Below are 14,633 nucleotides of genomic sequence, written 5' to 3' on the forward strand. Positions count from 1 at the left end.
AATGCGGCGCACTTTCAACTCACAACTCATAACTCATAACTCATAACTCATTCAATTCTTCACCAATTCCAAAGTTGTTTGATACAAAGGCGTTTTGCTCATTTTAGCTTTCAGCCACGCGTAAAAACTCATGACGAAAATATCTTCTTTTTCGGGCATTTTCCATTCGAAAGACTTTTCTACGGAAGTTTTAAAAACTGCATCGGTAACATCTTCAGGCTTGTTGTAATACTGCTTTACATATTTTAAAAATGTAATCACACGCTGTTCTCCAGTCTTTTTTAGAAACGGATAGTACTTTCGTTGAAAACTGGCAAAACGTGAATCTACATAGGAAATATTACCCAATTCTATGTGCAATAATAACTCGATTAGGTTTTTCTTTACAACCCATTCTACGCCTGCTTTTTCTTCATACCATTTATCCGTGTGATAGAATTTTGATAATACTTGTTGCGCTTTTTTGAATTCGCTTTGCTGAAAATAAAAGACAATTAAACTTAAATGAATGTCTAACATCACTTCCAAATCGTACTTTTTCACATTCGCAACGGCTTCTAACATTTCAATAGCTATTTCGGAATTTCCAGAATAGTTATGATTTAGCGCAACCAAACATTGATACGTTAACAACGAACTTTTGTAATACCGCTGTTTTTGTTTTTGCATTTCGACATGCATACGTTCTAAATAGTGTAAGCTTTCCGCGAATTCTTTCTTTCTGAAAAAGATATTCGCAATGAGATATAATACTTTGATGTGATAAAATACATGTTTGTCGGTTTGTTTCAATCGGTTGGAAATGTCTTTATAATTTTCCAAAATAAATGACGTTACATTGAAATAATCTTTGTTGACAGAAGCGACCGAGTTTACAATTTGCGCCAATTGATATAATGATTTGTATGATAAACCAATTTCTTCCGAAATGTCTAATCGTTGGTAGGTTTCTTTAATTAATGCTTCAAACGAAATCACTTCACCTTGATAGACCACTTTTTGAAGGTTTTCTTTAATAATCGAATACGCAATATTTAGCTTTTCTTCTTGTAAAAAATCTTGTTGATTCGCTGTAAATTTTTCGATGATTGTTTCCAACGGCGGCGCAAACGGAGTTGTATGCGCATATTGTATTTGCGTATGATAAACTTCATTCAGCAATGAAAAGTGCAACGATTCGCGTGCTTTCTTTTCCGCTTTTTCTAATACTTTAAACGCCGTTTTAAATTGTTTGTGTTGCAATAAGTTTCGAGCAACTAAGATCCGTTTGGTAATATCGAGTTCTGAAGAAACTTCATGTGTGAGACTTTGCGTTGCCATAAAATCGAGTAGTGAACTCCATAAACGCTTTCGCAATCCGTGATACGCGGTTTTGTTATCCTTTCCGTATAGTTTTTTGGGAATTTCTTTTGCAGAACAATTTGCGAGTAACAACTTAAACAATTGCACATTTTTTGTGTCGTGTCGTTTGTTCTTATACGTAAGGTATTTTACAAATTCCTGTTGTTCTTCAGTAGAAAATTGAGAGATTATAGTATCGATTGCAATCATTATATCGTCCGTTTTTTATTATTTAGAATATTAATAATCAATTATATACATATTTTAAATTTCTATAAATATAGTCCTTTTTTATGAATAATTGAATTTCGTAGGTAAAAATCCAATCGCATATTTGCCCTGTAATCAACAAACAAAAAATTACACATTTAAACAAAAATTAAAATCAATTAACATTTAAAATTATAGTAATATGGAAAATCAAAATTTTTTAAATCCAGAAGAAAAAACAAAGAAAACAGTTAACAAATTAGAAGAGAAAAATCCTTTTAAGCCAACGCCAGCTTTTATTTCGGCGGCTTGGGCAGCTTTATTCATCGGAATGGTTGCGTATTGCATCGGATTGTGGAATGCAGATATGGAATTGAATGAAAAAGGATATTATTTCACCATTTTATTATTCGGATTATTCTCCGTGGTTTCGGTTCAGAAATCGGTAAGAGATAGAATGGAAGGAATTCCCGTAACAGATATTTATTATGGAATAAGTTGGTTTACAACCATTGCTTCTATTCTATTATTAATTGTCGGATTGTGGAATGCCGAATTGGAATTGAGCGAAAAAGGTTTTTACGGAATGTCGTTTGCCTTGAGTTTATTTGCTTCGGTAGCGGTACAGAAAAACACTAGAGATGTACATTCAATAAAAAATCAAGAAGCTTAAATGTTGGTTGATTACCAGAAACCTCGTAACACATAATTAGAAGTGTTGCGAGGTTTATTTTTTTGAAAAATTAATCAGTACTTTTAACGAAGAGTATCTTAAATTCAACATATGAGTTCAAAAATCACAAGAGCATTGCCCGAATTGGTCGAAAACGGCATAATTACGGACGAGATTGCTCAAAATATAAAAGCGTTTTACGGAAATTCGGAAGAATCTAGTGCTAATAGATTGTTTACGCTTTTCGGAATTCTCGGCGCAACGTTAGTCGGATTGGGAATTATTTTAATAATGGCGCACAATTGGGACGATTTTTCCAGAGGTGTCAAACTTATTTTTGCGTTTCTTCCGATGTTAATCGGGCAAGCCATTTTAGGCTTTAGTATTTTTAAAGAAAAAAGTTCTGCTTGGAAAGAAGCTTCCACTGTATTTTTATTTTTTGGAGTTGGCGCGTGTATTGCGTTGGTGAGCCAGATATATCATGTTTCGGGCGATTTGGAATCGTTTTTACTTGCGTGGATTGTGTTATGCGTTCCGCTGATGTTTGTGACAAAATCTACCTCAGCAGTTATTTTACACCTAATTTTCATCACCTATTATGCTTTTGAAGCTGGCTATGGACATAACACAACAATTCCGCACATTTACTTTTTATTGTTATTGCTTGCGTTACCGAGTTATGTAAGAATGATTAAAGCACAAACAAAATCGCACGTTACAAGTGTATTACATTGGCTTTTCCCAATGAGTTTAATTTTTTCATTACCAGTTTGTATTGACCAAAGTGAAGGCGTTGGCTTTTTAATGTACGTCTTGTTATTTGGTGTTTTTTATAATATTGGACAACTTCCGTATTTTAAAAATAAATCGTTATTACAAAATGGATATCGCACATTAGGATCTTTGGGAACTGTAATTATACTTTTAATATTAAGTTTTCGCGACATATGGAAACATCAATTTCAAGATGTATATTTTGACTCTTTAGAATTCCTTTGCGCAATGATTTTATTTGTCATTGCAAGCGTATTATTGTATTTCAACAGCAAACAAAATGCACTAAAATCAATGAATCTATTTCATTTTGTATTTCTACTTTTTGGAGTCATTTTCATGATTGGACTTTTTAACGATCTTTTACCAACAATTCTAATCAACGCACTACTTTTTATTCTAGGAGTTTCAGCGATTAAAATTGGCGCAGAAAAATTTCATTTTGGTATTTTGAATTATGGAATGTTGATTATTGCTATATTAATTGCATGTCGATTTTTTGATACCGATATCACATATGTCGTACGTGGATTATTATTTGTATTCATTGGCGGAGGTTTTTTCACTGCGAATTATCTTATGCTAAAAAAACAAAAATCTAAAAAATGACAACTAATTGTCATTCCTGCGAAGGCAGGAATCTATAAAAAACAAACTCATGAAGAAAACATATATATACATCCTTTTTGGCTTGATGGTACTTGCACAAATTGCCGCTTCTGCACAAATAGTATACAAATACGAACGCACAATTGCTTCTGACAATGTGTATAAATTTAAAACTGCTCCGGTAGATCCGAACAATCCATTTATGGGAAAATATATTGATTTAGACTTCGAAATAAATTCTTTTGAAACAACCGATTCTGATTGGAATAGATATGATAAAGCATATGCGTATTTTTCAAAAGATGAAAACGGTTATGCTGTTTTAGAAACTTTATCAAAAGAATTGCTAACCGATAGTAAATTTGACCATGTTATTGTAGAAACGTATAATTATTATGAAGGTAAAATTCGTTTCGATTTGCCTTTTCAAACCTACTACATGGAAGAGTCAAAAGCGTTAGGTGCAGAAACATTATACAGAGATAATAATAGAAACGGAAAAGAACAAGATGTATATGCCGTTGTACATATTCAAAATGGCACACATGTACTTACTGATGTTATTATAAATGGTATTTCTATAAAAGATGCTGTTGTGAAGTAACTTATGAAAGTTATAGAATAGTATATAAGTGAAAACTCACTATATTTTTTTAATAGTTTATTAGAAAAAGGCGCATCAAAAATTACTAAATTTAACGGTTTTAGTAATATTTCTGGCGATATTCGTATTCTTAAAAAATAATAGCTGCATGCAAAAACTGTGGACATTTCCCAAATCAACTGAAAACACGTTAATCTTCATAAAAGATAAAACCATTTATGTTGATCAGAAAAAAGGTGACGAATTAAAACTTCAAACCAAAAATATAGAAGCACAAAACGATTGGAAACTTCCAAACGGAATTCACTTTGCAACAATTCAAAAAGTATATTTTCATAAAAACAAGATGGAAATCCATCAAAAAGATTCCAAAAAAACATTGTTCATTGATGATTCTACGAAGAGCAATGAAATTTTCTCTGCACTAAAAGAAGGAATTCCAACTTTAAAATATTCGGCTACACGACCAAGTATCATGAGTCAAATTGGAATTCAACTTCCATTTACAATCCTTGTATTTATTAGTTTGATATATTATTTATTTGAAATCAATGAGATCGGGCGAAACTTAGAAGTAGCTGCATTACAAGAAGCATTTGGCACTTTCTACGGAAACTTCATCTACGGAATTTCTAGTTTAGGTTTTATTGGTATCTTTATAATTGGTTTGACATACATTCAGGGCAGAATCATACTTTTAAATTTAATATTCTGAGTAAATAGTCTTCATTCCATCCAGCTTCAAGTCTTTTGCTTTTCATAGATAGCTTTTTAGAGGTTTCATTTTTCAATAGATTTAAAGCAATTTTAAGCAGAATAGAATAATTTTGAGCAGCATTTCCTGCTCTTTTTCTAGAAGCATCTTCAGAGAAAGCTACATCTAAAGTCCAATGTAATTTATTTTCTACCGCCCAATGCGAGCGTATTTTAGATTGAAATTCACTAGCATCATTTCGTAAACTTGAAATATAATATCGTGTCGCTTTTTCTGTCGCTTTATCACTATTTTTAAATTCACGAATGCTATCTATTTTTATAATACTTTGTAAATTTTTCCATTGATTGTCCTGTTCAATAAACTTAAAATCAGTAATTACGCTACATGTTCTAGTTTCAATACGCCCATGATCTAAATCATGTTTAGTGTATGTTTCTAGTTGTTTGGAAAACCGAAACTCATCTTCAATATGTTCTAATAACTGCGGTTGATTTGCTTTAACTGCTAAAATATAATCAGCATCTAGTTCAATTATTTTTTTTGCAATTTCTTTTTGAGTTCCCATAGCATCTATTGTAATAGTATTTCCTGCAATACTAAGGATGTTCAGTAATTCTGGTATCGCAGTAATTTCGTTTGACTTTTCAGCTGTTTTAACTTGACCTAGAACAAGATTGTTTTCGCAAGCCCAAGCACTAACCATGTGAATTGGCGATTTTTTACCATGAGACTTTGCGCCACGTATCGTTTTACCATCAATCGCAATTATTTGACCTTTACTTAAATTTGCAATTGAATTGACCCAATCAATAAAACAAGATTCAAATTGTTCACTATCAATAGCTGAAAAGACTCTATTGATAGTTACTTTCGAAGGAATACCGTTAGGTAATTCTAAGAATTTCTTTAAAAAAGGTTCTTTTGATTTGGCAAACCCAGCCATTTGTTCCCAAGTTTCTGCCCCAGAAATCACTGCAATTATACCAATAAGAAGGATATCTACTAAATTATGAAGCTTGTTTATATGGCTTCTGTGGTCTTGTATTTGCCCAAAAATGTCTTTTAAGTTATCAGATGGTTTCATTGAGTTAAGTAATTGATTATCAGTATAATATACGAATAATTGATAACTTAAACAATTAATAATCAGGCAAATAAATGATTATATTGTCTTAAAAAGTATGATTCTGCCCTGGACATACATTCTTGTTGCACTCTTTTTCCTAAACAACAGTGTAGAAAAAAGACCGTATCTCAAAATACTAACGCATTCAGAAGCTTAAAAAATTTCTTTCTAAATTCAATATAAGTGATCGCTAGTAAATTGTTAAACAATTCCCAAAACAAAAATTTCATTAAACCTTTGCTAATTGCCCAAGTCTTAGAAGCAATTATTTAAAACAACAAAAAACATGAAAAACATCATTTATGCACTCGCTATATTATTCACATTAAACATAGCTGCACAAGAAGGAACTGACAAAACAGATCGCACAGGTAAAAAAGAAATGCGCAAGGAAATGCGAAAGGAAAAAGGGAAGAAATCTATGAAAGACTTTACTCCTGAACAAATGGCTCAATTGCAAACTAAGAAGTTAACACTTGCGTTAGATTTATCTCAAAATCAACAACAAAGAGTTTTAGCTTTGAATACGACTGCTGCGAAAGTTAGAAAACAAAAGATGGAAGCGCACAAAGCGAAAATGGAAAAGAAAGAAAAGCCAACTGCAGAAGAAAAATATGCAATGGCAAATGAACGCTTAGATGCAAAAATTGCGCACAAGCAACAAATGAAACAAATTCTCTCTAAAGAACAATATGAAAAGTGGGAGAAAATGCACGCTCGCAAAGGCAAAGGAAAGAAAAAGAGAAAAGGAAAACGTCACGGTAAAGAGTAGCAAATACAAAAAAGAGAAGTTAAAAAGCTTCTCTTTTTTGTTATTCAGCTACAATTTTAGTATTATTGAGTTATTATTCAGCTAACAACAACCAACAGTTATGAAAAAATATATTGCACTATTCACATTTGTATGTGTATTATTTTTAGGATTGCAAACAGCAACAGCGCAAGAAACTCCTGAAATAAAGGCTAAATACAAAACAATGGCTTTAGAGAAATCTCTAGAACTTACAACTCCACAAGTAAAGCAAATTTATGCTATTTACTTGGCGTACGAGAAAGGTGACGCTATTGAAAATCCAGAAGGATTGAATATTGCGAGAAAAAAAATTAGCGAACTTCTACAACCTAAACAACGTCATGAGTTCGAAAAATCTTTTGCAAAAGAAAAAGCAAGACAAGAAAAAATTAAAAGTGTAAGAGGATAAAACTTCTTTTTCAACATAAAAAAAACTCGGCATATCGCCGAGTTTTTTTATGCCTATATCTTTCTAAATATTAGTTTTAAGCAAAACTTTGTCACATCGAGCGGAGTCGAGATGTCACTATAACGTTTCAGCAATTTCTTCAATAGCTTTAATTGTTTTGTCCAAATCTTCATACGACAATGCATCTGACAAAAACCAGGTTTCAAAAGCTGATGGCGCAATATGAATTCCGCTAGCTAATAATCCGTGGAAAAACTTCTTAAACGAATCATTATTTCCTTTTGCCGCTGAAGCGAAATCTAGCACAGGTTCGTCACAAAAATGTACTGAAATCATAGAACCAATTCGGTTCATTTGATGCGTTATGCCAGCTTCCGTCAATACCTTTGTGATTCCTTTATGTAAATATTCCGTTTTATCGTGTAAACTCTGAAAAATATCTCCTTGATTCAATTCTTGCAACATTGCCAATCCTGCTGCCATTGCAAGCGGATTTCCACTCAATGTTCCTGCTTGATATACAGGTCCTGTTGGTGCTAAATGAAGCATAATTTCTTTCCGAGCTGCAAAAGCGCCAACGGGCAATCCGCCACCAATCACTTTTCCAAAACATACAATATCTGCGTTTACGCCAAGTAATTCTTGCACGCCACCTTTTGCCAATCGGAAACCTGTCATAACTTCATCAAAAATCAACAAAATATTATGTGCGTCACACAATGCGCGTAATCCTTCTAAAAATCCTTCAACTGGTGGAATGCAACCCATATTTCCAGCAACAGGCTCAATAATAAGACAGGCAATTTCGCCTTCATTCTGCAAAATAATTTCTTTTACATTTTCTAAATCGTTAAAGCGAGCGAGCAACGTATCTTTTGCCGTTCCTTCGGTAACTCCTGGGCTATTTGGCGTCCCAAAAGTAACAGCACCACTTCCTGCTTGAATTAAAAATGAATCGCTATGTCCGTGATAACAACCTGCAAACTTGATTATTTTATCTTTTCCAGTAAATCCTCTTGCCAACCGAACTGCGCTCATACACGCTTCCGTTCCGCTATTTACAAAACGAATCATATCAACATTTGGCACCATAGAAACTGCCAATTCAGCAATTTTGGTTTCAACTTCAGTTGGCATTCCAAAGGAAGTTCCTTTTTTAGCTTTCTCAATTACGGCGTCAATTACAGGTTTGTGTGCATGACCCAAAATCATTGGACCCCAGGAATTTATGTATTCAATATATTGATTACCATCTTCATCAAAAATATAAGCACCTTTTGCTTCTTTGATAAAAATTGGTGTTCCGCCTACGGCTGTAAATGCACGAACAGGTGAGTTTACGCCGCCAGGAATCACTTTTTGTGCTTCTGCAAATAGCGCACTGCTACGTTTATATTCCATGTGTATATTTTATGTTTTTTAACTGACTAAAAGTCTTTCGGAAGTGGTTTTACAAATAATACTTGTCCCACAAAAATTTCATTGCTTTCAAGTCCATTTAAAGATTTTAATTTAGGAACCGATATTTTATGTTTTCTAGCAATACCATATAAAGTATCTCCTTTTAAAACCGTATACCGATCATTATGTGTAGTCACTTTTTGTGCATCTTCAGGTTTTTTACCCAAAACTTCTGCATCATATTTGTATAATTCGTACCGTTCTATGAGTGAAATTAACTTTTTAGGATATTTACGATCTGTGGCATATCCTGCTTTTTTCAAACCTTTTGCCCAAGCCTTATAATCATCTTTTGGCAGTTGAAATAAAGAAGCATATCTCGATCTTCCTGTTAAGAATAAGGAATGATCTGAAAAAGAATATATTGGATTTGCATACTTGCGAAAACACTCTTGGTCTTCATCATCATCGTGATATACGCGCTGACCTTTCCAACCTCTGTGACATTTGATTCCGAAATGATTGTTAGATTTTACAGTCAGTTTTCCATTTCCAGAACCCGATTCTAAAATTCCTTGCGCCAACGTAATACTTGCAGGAACTCCGTGACGTTCCATTTCTTGTTTTGCAACAGCACTATATTTTTCTATATACAATTCCGTAGTGCTTTTTGTAGAAGTTTTTGGTATTTTCACCTCAACTTTTGGAGGCGTTGTTACAACTACAACAGGTTCTTCCGTGGGAGTTGTTTTTACAACTCGTGTTGTTTTTTTAGTTCGCTTTTTGGTTTTAGAAACACGGTTTTGCGTTCCACAACTAGCTACTATAAATACGCCTAGAAGTATATAAATAAGGTGTCTTTTCATGCGTTTATACAATTGTTATCTGTCCTTTTCTTCGTAGTTTCTGGTTCATACCTTCAATTCCTTGCAAACCACCAGAGTGAATTGCTAAAATACGATTTTGTTTTTCAAAATGTCCTTTTTTGATTAAATCTATGATTCCGAACAGCATTTTTCCTGTGTAAATTGGATCTAACGGAATTTGGGTTTGTTGTTTGAAATTATTTATAAATTGAATCAATTCGTCCGTCACTTTTCCATATCCGCCAAAATGATAGTTATTGATTAACTTCCAATTGTCTTTGGTTGTAAACTGTGAAATTTCTTGCTGTAAAAAATCGCCTTTCAAAGCTGGAAAACCTAGTATTTGTTGATGCGAAAATGCGCCGTGACTTATTCCTGCAATCGTTCCGCCAGTTCCAACAGCACAACAAATTGTGTCAAAATCGCGCTCGTTTTCCGTGATAATTTCGGCACAACCTTTTACAGCCAAATCGTTTGTTCCACCTTCTGGTATTGTATAGAAACGTCCAAACTCGCGAGTTAATTGTGCTAAAAACTCGGAAGTTGTTTTTTCTCGGTACTCTTGTCTTGTGACAAATTTGAATTGCATGCCGTTTTCTTGCGCAAATTTCAATGTGGAATTGCTGTCTATTTTAGCAACCAATTCTTCACCTCTAATTATTCCGATAGTTTTAAAACCATATAATTTTCCTGCTGCTGCAACTGCTGCAATATGATTGGAAAATGCGCCGCCAAATGTCAATAAAGTGTCTTGGTTTTCTTTGTTGGCTTCCGCCAGATTGTACTTGAGCTTCCTGAATTTATTCCCAGAAACAAACGAATGTATCAAATCTTCACGTTTTATAAAAAGACGGACATCGGTTGTGAAATCGAGTTTAATTTCTTGAATTGGTATGTTTTCTGTTTGAAACTGCATAGAAGCATCAAAAATACCGTAAAATTTGGAATTCATGAGTATGTAAACAAAATTAGGGTTTCCACTTATTTTATCACCTCTAAAAAAAATTAAAAAAAGGATACATTAACCTTTAGGAAAAGGGTTATTCAACTCATCCTTAATATCTTATTTAGCATCAAATTTGCACTGATAGTTTGAAACACTCTATTTGTCAATTAAAATAAAACACATTTAAAAAATTGACATATCTGAATTTGTTTTACTATTCAAGGGAGCCGAAAATTGTGTAGAGTAGGTAAATTTAAAATTTATAGTATGTTTAAAGGATTAGTAATTGGAGCTATTGCAATCGGAGGAATCGTTGGGATAATTATTGTAGGTATAGTTATTTTATGGGGAATTATTGGTGGAATGTATAGAAAGCCAAATTCAAAAGGTCAAAATCATCCAAGTCCTGGCGGAGGTGGCGGATCTAATTGTAATCATTGCAAAGAAGTTAGATCGTATTATAACGGTTTACACTGGCTTGTGAAAATGTTAAAAGCTGCTTGGTATTTATTTAAAATGGCTGATTGTGCAATAAAAGGATGCTAAATGTACTATATGAAAATACGGTTATTGTTGCACAAATCACTAAAGATATCAAATTTTTATAATTAGAGGCAGCCTGAAAAGACTCAGAATGACACTTTCTAAGTCTTTTCAGGCTGCCTTTTCACTTTTTTTTAAATTACTTTTATTCCCCAAAAAACAAACTACCAACTTCTAGTTTTCCTTTTACTTTAGCTAGGCGAACAATCGTAATTTTTTTCTTTTCATTTTCAGTTCCATAATTCGTGTATAACGTAACTTTTAGAATAGTCGGACCTGATATTTTCTGCACACGATCTGAAAAGTGATTTATGAATATATTATATTCTCCATCAATTGCATCTTTCAACATAAATTCTTCTGGTCCGTAACCTTGCGTTAAATCGTCAGACATTTTTCCGCCTATTTTTGTGTCTTTATGTGAATAGTATGCTTTTTCTCCCGTAGGATCTACAACCCACAAATCAATATCGGTATCGTTATGATTCCAATCGATTACAATACGCACATCGACAGGCATTTTTTGGAATAATTTTTTTGCTTCTTCCGTCAAATAGAGTTTGTTCCCATGCATGGAAACCAATCGCGATAATTCTACAAACGCAATACGTTCTATTCCTGTAAATCGTCCGTTTTCATCTTTTTGAAGCAATTGTCCATCATACAATTTATAGAGCAAATCATAGCTTTTCTGAACTTCTCCGACATGTTCATACGCCAATGCTAAATCTCTGTACGATTGTGGTTCTTCTGGGCGAATTTCTAATACTTTTTCATATGCCAATACTGCCATTTCATACCGTTCAAAATATTCTAATTTATACGCCGCAGCTTTTAGTAATTCATGATTATGCAATTCAATTTCCATCAAATTAGTAATTACAGTTACTGCAATATTTGTTGCTTTTCGCGAATGAAAAAAGTCTGCAACGTCTAGGTAAAATGTTGGTATATTTGCATATTCCACTCGTATTTCTAAATACTTTTTATACGCTTCTGCAACCGTAGTTTCTTTTTCTAACACGTTTATATATGGCATATCAGAATTCCAAGTCTTTAACGTTATTTTATCAGCAACTTTCTCATTGAATGCTTCAATTGTATCTTCGTTTTCAGTAATTCCATTTTTGGTCGTTACTACAACAACGCCGCCAGCGGCTCTGCTTCCATAAAGTGCAGTAGCTTGTTCATTTTTTAACACACCTAAACTTTCAATATCATCTTGTTGTAATCTTCTAAATGCATTTTGATCTACTAATTTTCCATCAATAACGAATAACTGTTGTGCGTTTCCATTTAATGAAGTTTGACCTCTAATCACAATAGCATCAATTGATCCAGGTTGTTCAGAACCTGTTCCTATTTGAAGACCTGCGGCAGAACCTTGAAGCACCTGATCTATTGAACTTTCGGTAACTTCTTCTATGTTTTCCGAATTTACTGTTGTTATTGCAGAAGATACTTTCGAGCTGTTTACTGCGCCACCATACGCAGTTAGAGTTACGGCTTCTAATTGAGCTCCTGCTTCTAATTGAACATTTATAGAAGTATTGACTGCTCGTATTTCCCTAGATTCAAAACCTACATAGCTTACTACTAGTGTTTCATCACTATTTGCATTGATAGTGAAATTCCCGTCAAAATCAGTGGTTTTGCCTCTATTTGTTCCTTTAACTATAACTGTAGCACCTGGTAATGGCAAACCAAGATCATCAGTTATTGTACCAGATACTGATCCTGTATTATTACGCGTTGGTGTGTTAATGACTACAGGTTTTATAGTCGTTATTTTTGTTTGTTTCGGTAGTTTAGGCTCAAAATCTCTTTCGTACCAATTCAATAGATTTTTGTAATCATTTAATAGATTTTTTCTTCGACTACTTAATCGTTCTTCTCGTTGTTTTTCCGCATTTTTTGTGAGTTGTAAACGACGTTTGTATTCTTCTAGTAGTTCTAGTGGAGGCTCTATTTTGTAACGTACATAATCTTCAATTCTATCTAATATAATCATCGATGTATAATCTGTAATTAAGCCATATAAAGTTGCCAATGAAATAATTTTATCCTTATTTTCTTCTTTTGCACGATATAAATCTTTTAGTTTTTGCTTTGCCCACAAGCGTTTTACTTCTTTTGTTCCTTCGGTCTTTTTTATCTTTACAGGAATTTTCTCTGTAACGTTTCCGCCGTAGCCAAATAGTAATTGAATCGTAGTATCTTCTGTAAATTGTCCGCTGATTGCGAAATCTTGATATACATTTGTTTGTTGTTTTGGATAGACTTCACGTACGCTTTTTCCATGTTTTACACCTAAAAATTGATACGTTTCTTCTTTTAAGAGTTGTACAGCTTTTGGAAAATCGAGTCGTAATAGGTTTATGTAGCTTCCGCCAGATTGCGTAGCGATGTCGATTAAGTTTTGGTGATTGGAAGAAACCAACGAGTTTATTGTATATACAGGAGTTTTTTCCGCTGTAGCGAACTTCCCCAAATTCCCTAATCCGTCAGAAAATAACAAGATTTCATCCGCTTTCGTTTTTACATCTTGAAACAGATTTAACTTTGTTCCGCCATCGTAGTGCACGTTTTGAATTTCTGTTAGTAAATTACTCGCGTCACCATTTTTTATCGTGAATTCTTTTTGTGTTTGTATTGCATTGTTGAATGCGATGAAATTGACTTTTACATCTCGCAGATATCCCAAATAATCTTTCAAGACTCTTAATTCGTTTTCAAGATTTCTGTGACGCATTGAATACGAAGCGTCCCAAAATATGGTAACTTTTTTAGGTTTCTTTTTTAATCGTGATGCAGGTTGCAATACTTTGTAATAGTGAAAATAACCGTTAAATGTGTTTAAGTTTTCTTGATTGAAATTGTTTGGAATTTGCACCACAATCGGCTTCGTTGGCGCATGATTTTCTTTTGAAATTATCGCTATATACGCTTTGCCTTTTTTCTGAAAAAAGAAGTCTTTATAATTCGCTTTGCTTACGATTGGTTGTTGTTCATTGAAAACATTGATCGCGATAGAGAATTGATCTAGTTTTTGAGAAATTCCTAATGGCAACTCGTACGTTTGCTTTCCATCTAATGTGCTTAATTCTTGTTCAAATTTCAGCACAATGTGTTTGTAGTTTTTTGGGAATATTGGATATACGCGTGCTTTGTAATTGTTTCCTTCGGTTTTTTCTAATAATCCCGGATCTATTTTTCGTCTGATTGTAGTTTCATAAGCAACTCTACCTAATTCTTTTTCTACAATGACTGCATCGCGCAACTTTCCGTTTACGTCCATCGCAAAACCAGAAACCGTTTGTCCTTCTCCTAAAGGAAAAACCAATTCGCCTTCGAGCGTTCTGTTCAATCCGTTGTAAAATTTCATATCGTAGGTCGTAACGGCTAAGTTTCCGATGATGTCAACAGTTACTTTTAAGTCGGTCAATTTTAAATTTTCGGAATCTTTTACGGTAACCGAAGGAATATTTTGAGCAAATACGTTTGTACATAGAAGGAAAAAGAAGAAATGTAGATATTGTTTCATGATGGTATTGTTTTTTATTACAACACAAAACTGAGTATTTATTGTAAGGTTTGAAAGTTAGAATGAGTCAGTGTAG

The 14,633-nt window shown here is 33.5% G+C and carries 13 protein-coding genes; 7 read left to right on the plus strand and 6 right to left on the minus strand.

Features of this window, described 5'->3' with window-relative positions; all coding sequences use genetic code 11:
* Positions 1-51 precede the first annotated feature (51 nt).
* Positions 52-1,551 carry a tetratricopeptide repeat protein gene (locus IMCC3317_RS10390; protein ID WP_160129436.1) on the minus strand — a complete coding sequence of 500 codons (1,500 nt, stop codon included), beginning with the start codon at positions 1,549-1,551 and terminating at the stop codon, positions 52-54.
* A 202-nt stretch (positions 1,552-1,753) separates the two neighbouring features.
* Here IMCC3317_RS10390 and yiaA point away from each other — a divergent pair, with 202 nt between their 5' ends.
* The 4 genes from yiaA to IMCC3317_RS10410 all read left to right on the plus strand — a co-directional run bounded on the left by yiaA (position 1,754) and on the right by IMCC3317_RS10410 (position 4,926).
* On the plus strand, positions 1,754-2,224 hold the full coding sequence (yiaA, locus tag IMCC3317_RS10395; protein WP_160129437.1) for an inner membrane protein YiaA: 471 nt from the start codon (positions 1,754-1,756) through the stop codon (positions 2,222-2,224).
* Positions 2,225-2,335: 111 nt separating this feature from the next.
* Positions 2,336-3,607 carry a DUF2157 domain-containing protein gene (locus IMCC3317_RS10400; protein ID WP_160129438.1) on the plus strand — a complete coding sequence of 424 codons (1,272 nt, stop codon included), beginning with the start codon at positions 2,336-2,338 and terminating at the stop codon, positions 3,605-3,607.
* 49 nt (positions 3,608-3,656) lie between these two features.
* The gene (locus tag IMCC3317_RS10405) at positions 3,657-4,211 is read left to right on the plus strand and encodes a GDYXXLXY domain-containing protein (protein WP_160129439.1); all 555 of its coding nucleotides are present in this window, start codon (positions 3,657-3,659) and stop codon (positions 4,209-4,211) included.
* Positions 4,212-4,359: 148 nt separating this feature from the next.
* Positions 4,360-4,926, plus strand: coding sequence for a hypothetical protein (locus IMCC3317_RS10410; RefSeq protein ID WP_160129440.1), 567 nt, complete (start codon positions 4,360-4,362; stop codon positions 4,924-4,926).
* Here the strand turns inward: IMCC3317_RS10410 and IMCC3317_RS10415 are convergent.
* Complete coding sequence (locus IMCC3317_RS10415) at positions 4,901-6,013, minus strand: ISAs1 family transposase (protein WP_160128944.1); 1,113 nt, start codon at positions 6,011-6,013, stop codon at positions 4,901-4,903. The two genes, IMCC3317_RS10410 and IMCC3317_RS10415, sit on opposite strands and share 26 nt — an antisense overlap.
* Positions 6,014-6,341: 328 nt before the next feature.
* Between IMCC3317_RS10415 and IMCC3317_RS10420 the strand changes: the two genes are divergently transcribed.
* Together IMCC3317_RS10420 and IMCC3317_RS10425 are read left to right on the plus strand one after the other, a co-directional pair.
* Positions 6,342-6,827: a hypothetical protein gene (locus tag IMCC3317_RS10420; protein WP_160129441.1), complete on the plus strand. Its 486-nt coding sequence runs from the start codon at positions 6,342-6,344 to the stop codon at positions 6,825-6,827.
* A 100-nt stretch (positions 6,828-6,927) separates the two neighbouring features.
* The gene (locus tag IMCC3317_RS10425) at positions 6,928-7,257 is read left to right on the plus strand and encodes a hypothetical protein (RefSeq protein WP_160129442.1); all 330 of its coding nucleotides are present in this window, start codon (positions 6,928-6,930) and stop codon (positions 7,255-7,257) included.
* Between the two features lie 117 nt (positions 7,258-7,374).
* On the opposite strand, the gene hemL is transcribed toward IMCC3317_RS10425, so the two are convergent.
* Genes hemL through IMCC3317_RS10440 form a run of 3 tightly spaced genes read right to left on the minus strand, consistent with a single transcriptional unit; the run spans position 7,375 to position 10,440 of the window.
* The gene (gene hemL, locus IMCC3317_RS10430; RefSeq protein WP_160129443.1) at positions 7,375-8,658 is read right to left on the minus strand and encodes a glutamate-1-semialdehyde 2,1-aminomutase; all 1,284 of its coding nucleotides are present in this window, start codon (positions 8,656-8,658) and stop codon (positions 7,375-7,377) included.
* 26 nt (positions 8,659-8,684) lie between these two features.
* On the minus strand, positions 8,685-9,524 hold the full coding sequence (locus IMCC3317_RS10435; RefSeq protein ID WP_160129444.1) for a glucosaminidase domain-containing protein: 840 nt from the start codon (positions 9,522-9,524) through the stop codon (positions 8,685-8,687).
* 4 nt (positions 9,525-9,528) lie between these two features.
* Complete coding sequence (locus tag IMCC3317_RS10440) at positions 9,529-10,440, minus strand: 1-aminocyclopropane-1-carboxylate deaminase/D-cysteine desulfhydrase (RefSeq protein ID WP_160131904.1); 912 nt, start codon at positions 10,438-10,440, stop codon at positions 9,529-9,531.
* Positions 10,441-10,737: 297 nt separating this feature from the next.
* Here IMCC3317_RS10440 and IMCC3317_RS10445 point away from each other — a divergent pair, with 297 nt between their 5' ends.
* Positions 10,738-11,016 carry a hypothetical protein gene (locus IMCC3317_RS10445; RefSeq protein ID WP_160129445.1) on the plus strand — a complete coding sequence of 93 codons (279 nt, stop codon included), beginning with the start codon at positions 10,738-10,740 and terminating at the stop codon, positions 11,014-11,016.
* Positions 11,017-11,158: 142 nt separating this feature from the next.
* Here the strand turns inward: IMCC3317_RS10445 and IMCC3317_RS10450 are convergent, their stop codons facing one another.
* Positions 11,159-14,557: a VIT domain-containing protein gene (locus IMCC3317_RS10450; RefSeq protein ID WP_160129446.1), complete on the minus strand. Its 3,399-nt coding sequence runs from the start codon at positions 14,555-14,557 to the stop codon at positions 11,159-11,161.
* Positions 14,558-14,633 lie beyond the last annotated feature (76 nt).

Source organism: Kordia antarctica (assembly GCF_009901525.1).
In the GTDB taxonomy this organism is placed as follows: Bacteria; Bacteroidota; Bacteroidia; order Flavobacteriales; family Flavobacteriaceae; genus Kordia; species Kordia antarctica.

Bases quoted from the DNA above. Each gene is read 5' to 3' on its own strand.
- IMCC3317_RS10410 (WP_160129440.1), top strand. From the start codon at position 4,360: ATGCAAAAACTGTGGACATTTCCCAAATCAACTGAAAACACGTTAATC.
- IMCC3317_RS10425 (WP_160129442.1), top strand. From the start codon at position 6,928: ATGAAAAAATATATTGCACTATTCACATTTGTATGTGTATTATTTTTA.
- IMCC3317_RS10435 (WP_160129444.1), bottom strand. From the start codon at position 9,524: ATGAAAAGACACCTTATTTATATACTTCTAGGCGTATTTATAGTAGCT.
- IMCC3317_RS10405 (WP_160129439.1), top strand. From the start codon at position 3,657: ATGAAGAAAACATATATATACATCCTTTTTGGCTTGATGGTACTTGCA.
- IMCC3317_RS10415 (WP_160128944.1), bottom strand. From the start codon at position 6,013: ATGAAACCATCTGATAACTTAAAAGACATTTTTGGGCAAATACAAGAC.
- hemL (WP_160129443.1), bottom strand. From the start codon at position 8,658: ATGGAATATAAACGTAGCAGTGCGCTATTTGCAGAAGCACAAAAAGTG.
- IMCC3317_RS10390 (WP_160129436.1), bottom strand. From the start codon at position 1,551: ATGATTGCAATCGATACTATAATCTCTCAATTTTCTACTGAAGAACAA.
- IMCC3317_RS10400 (WP_160129438.1), top strand. From the start codon at position 2,336: ATGAGTTCAAAAATCACAAGAGCATTGCCCGAATTGGTCGAAAACGGC.
- IMCC3317_RS10420 (WP_160129441.1), top strand. From the start codon at position 6,342: ATGAAAAACATCATTTATGCACTCGCTATATTATTCACATTAAACATA.
- IMCC3317_RS10450 (WP_160129446.1), bottom strand. From the start codon at position 14,557: ATGAAACAATATCTACATTTCTTCTTTTTCCTTCTATGTACAAACGTA.
- IMCC3317_RS10440 (WP_160131904.1), bottom strand. From the start codon at position 10,440: ATGCAGTTTCAAACAGAAAACATACCAATTCAAGAAATTAAACTCGAT.
- yiaA (WP_160129437.1), top strand. From the start codon at position 1,754: ATGGAAAATCAAAATTTTTTAAATCCAGAAGAAAAAACAAAGAAAACA.
- IMCC3317_RS10445 (WP_160129445.1), top strand. From the start codon at position 10,738: ATGTTTAAAGGATTAGTAATTGGAGCTATTGCAATCGGAGGAATCGTT.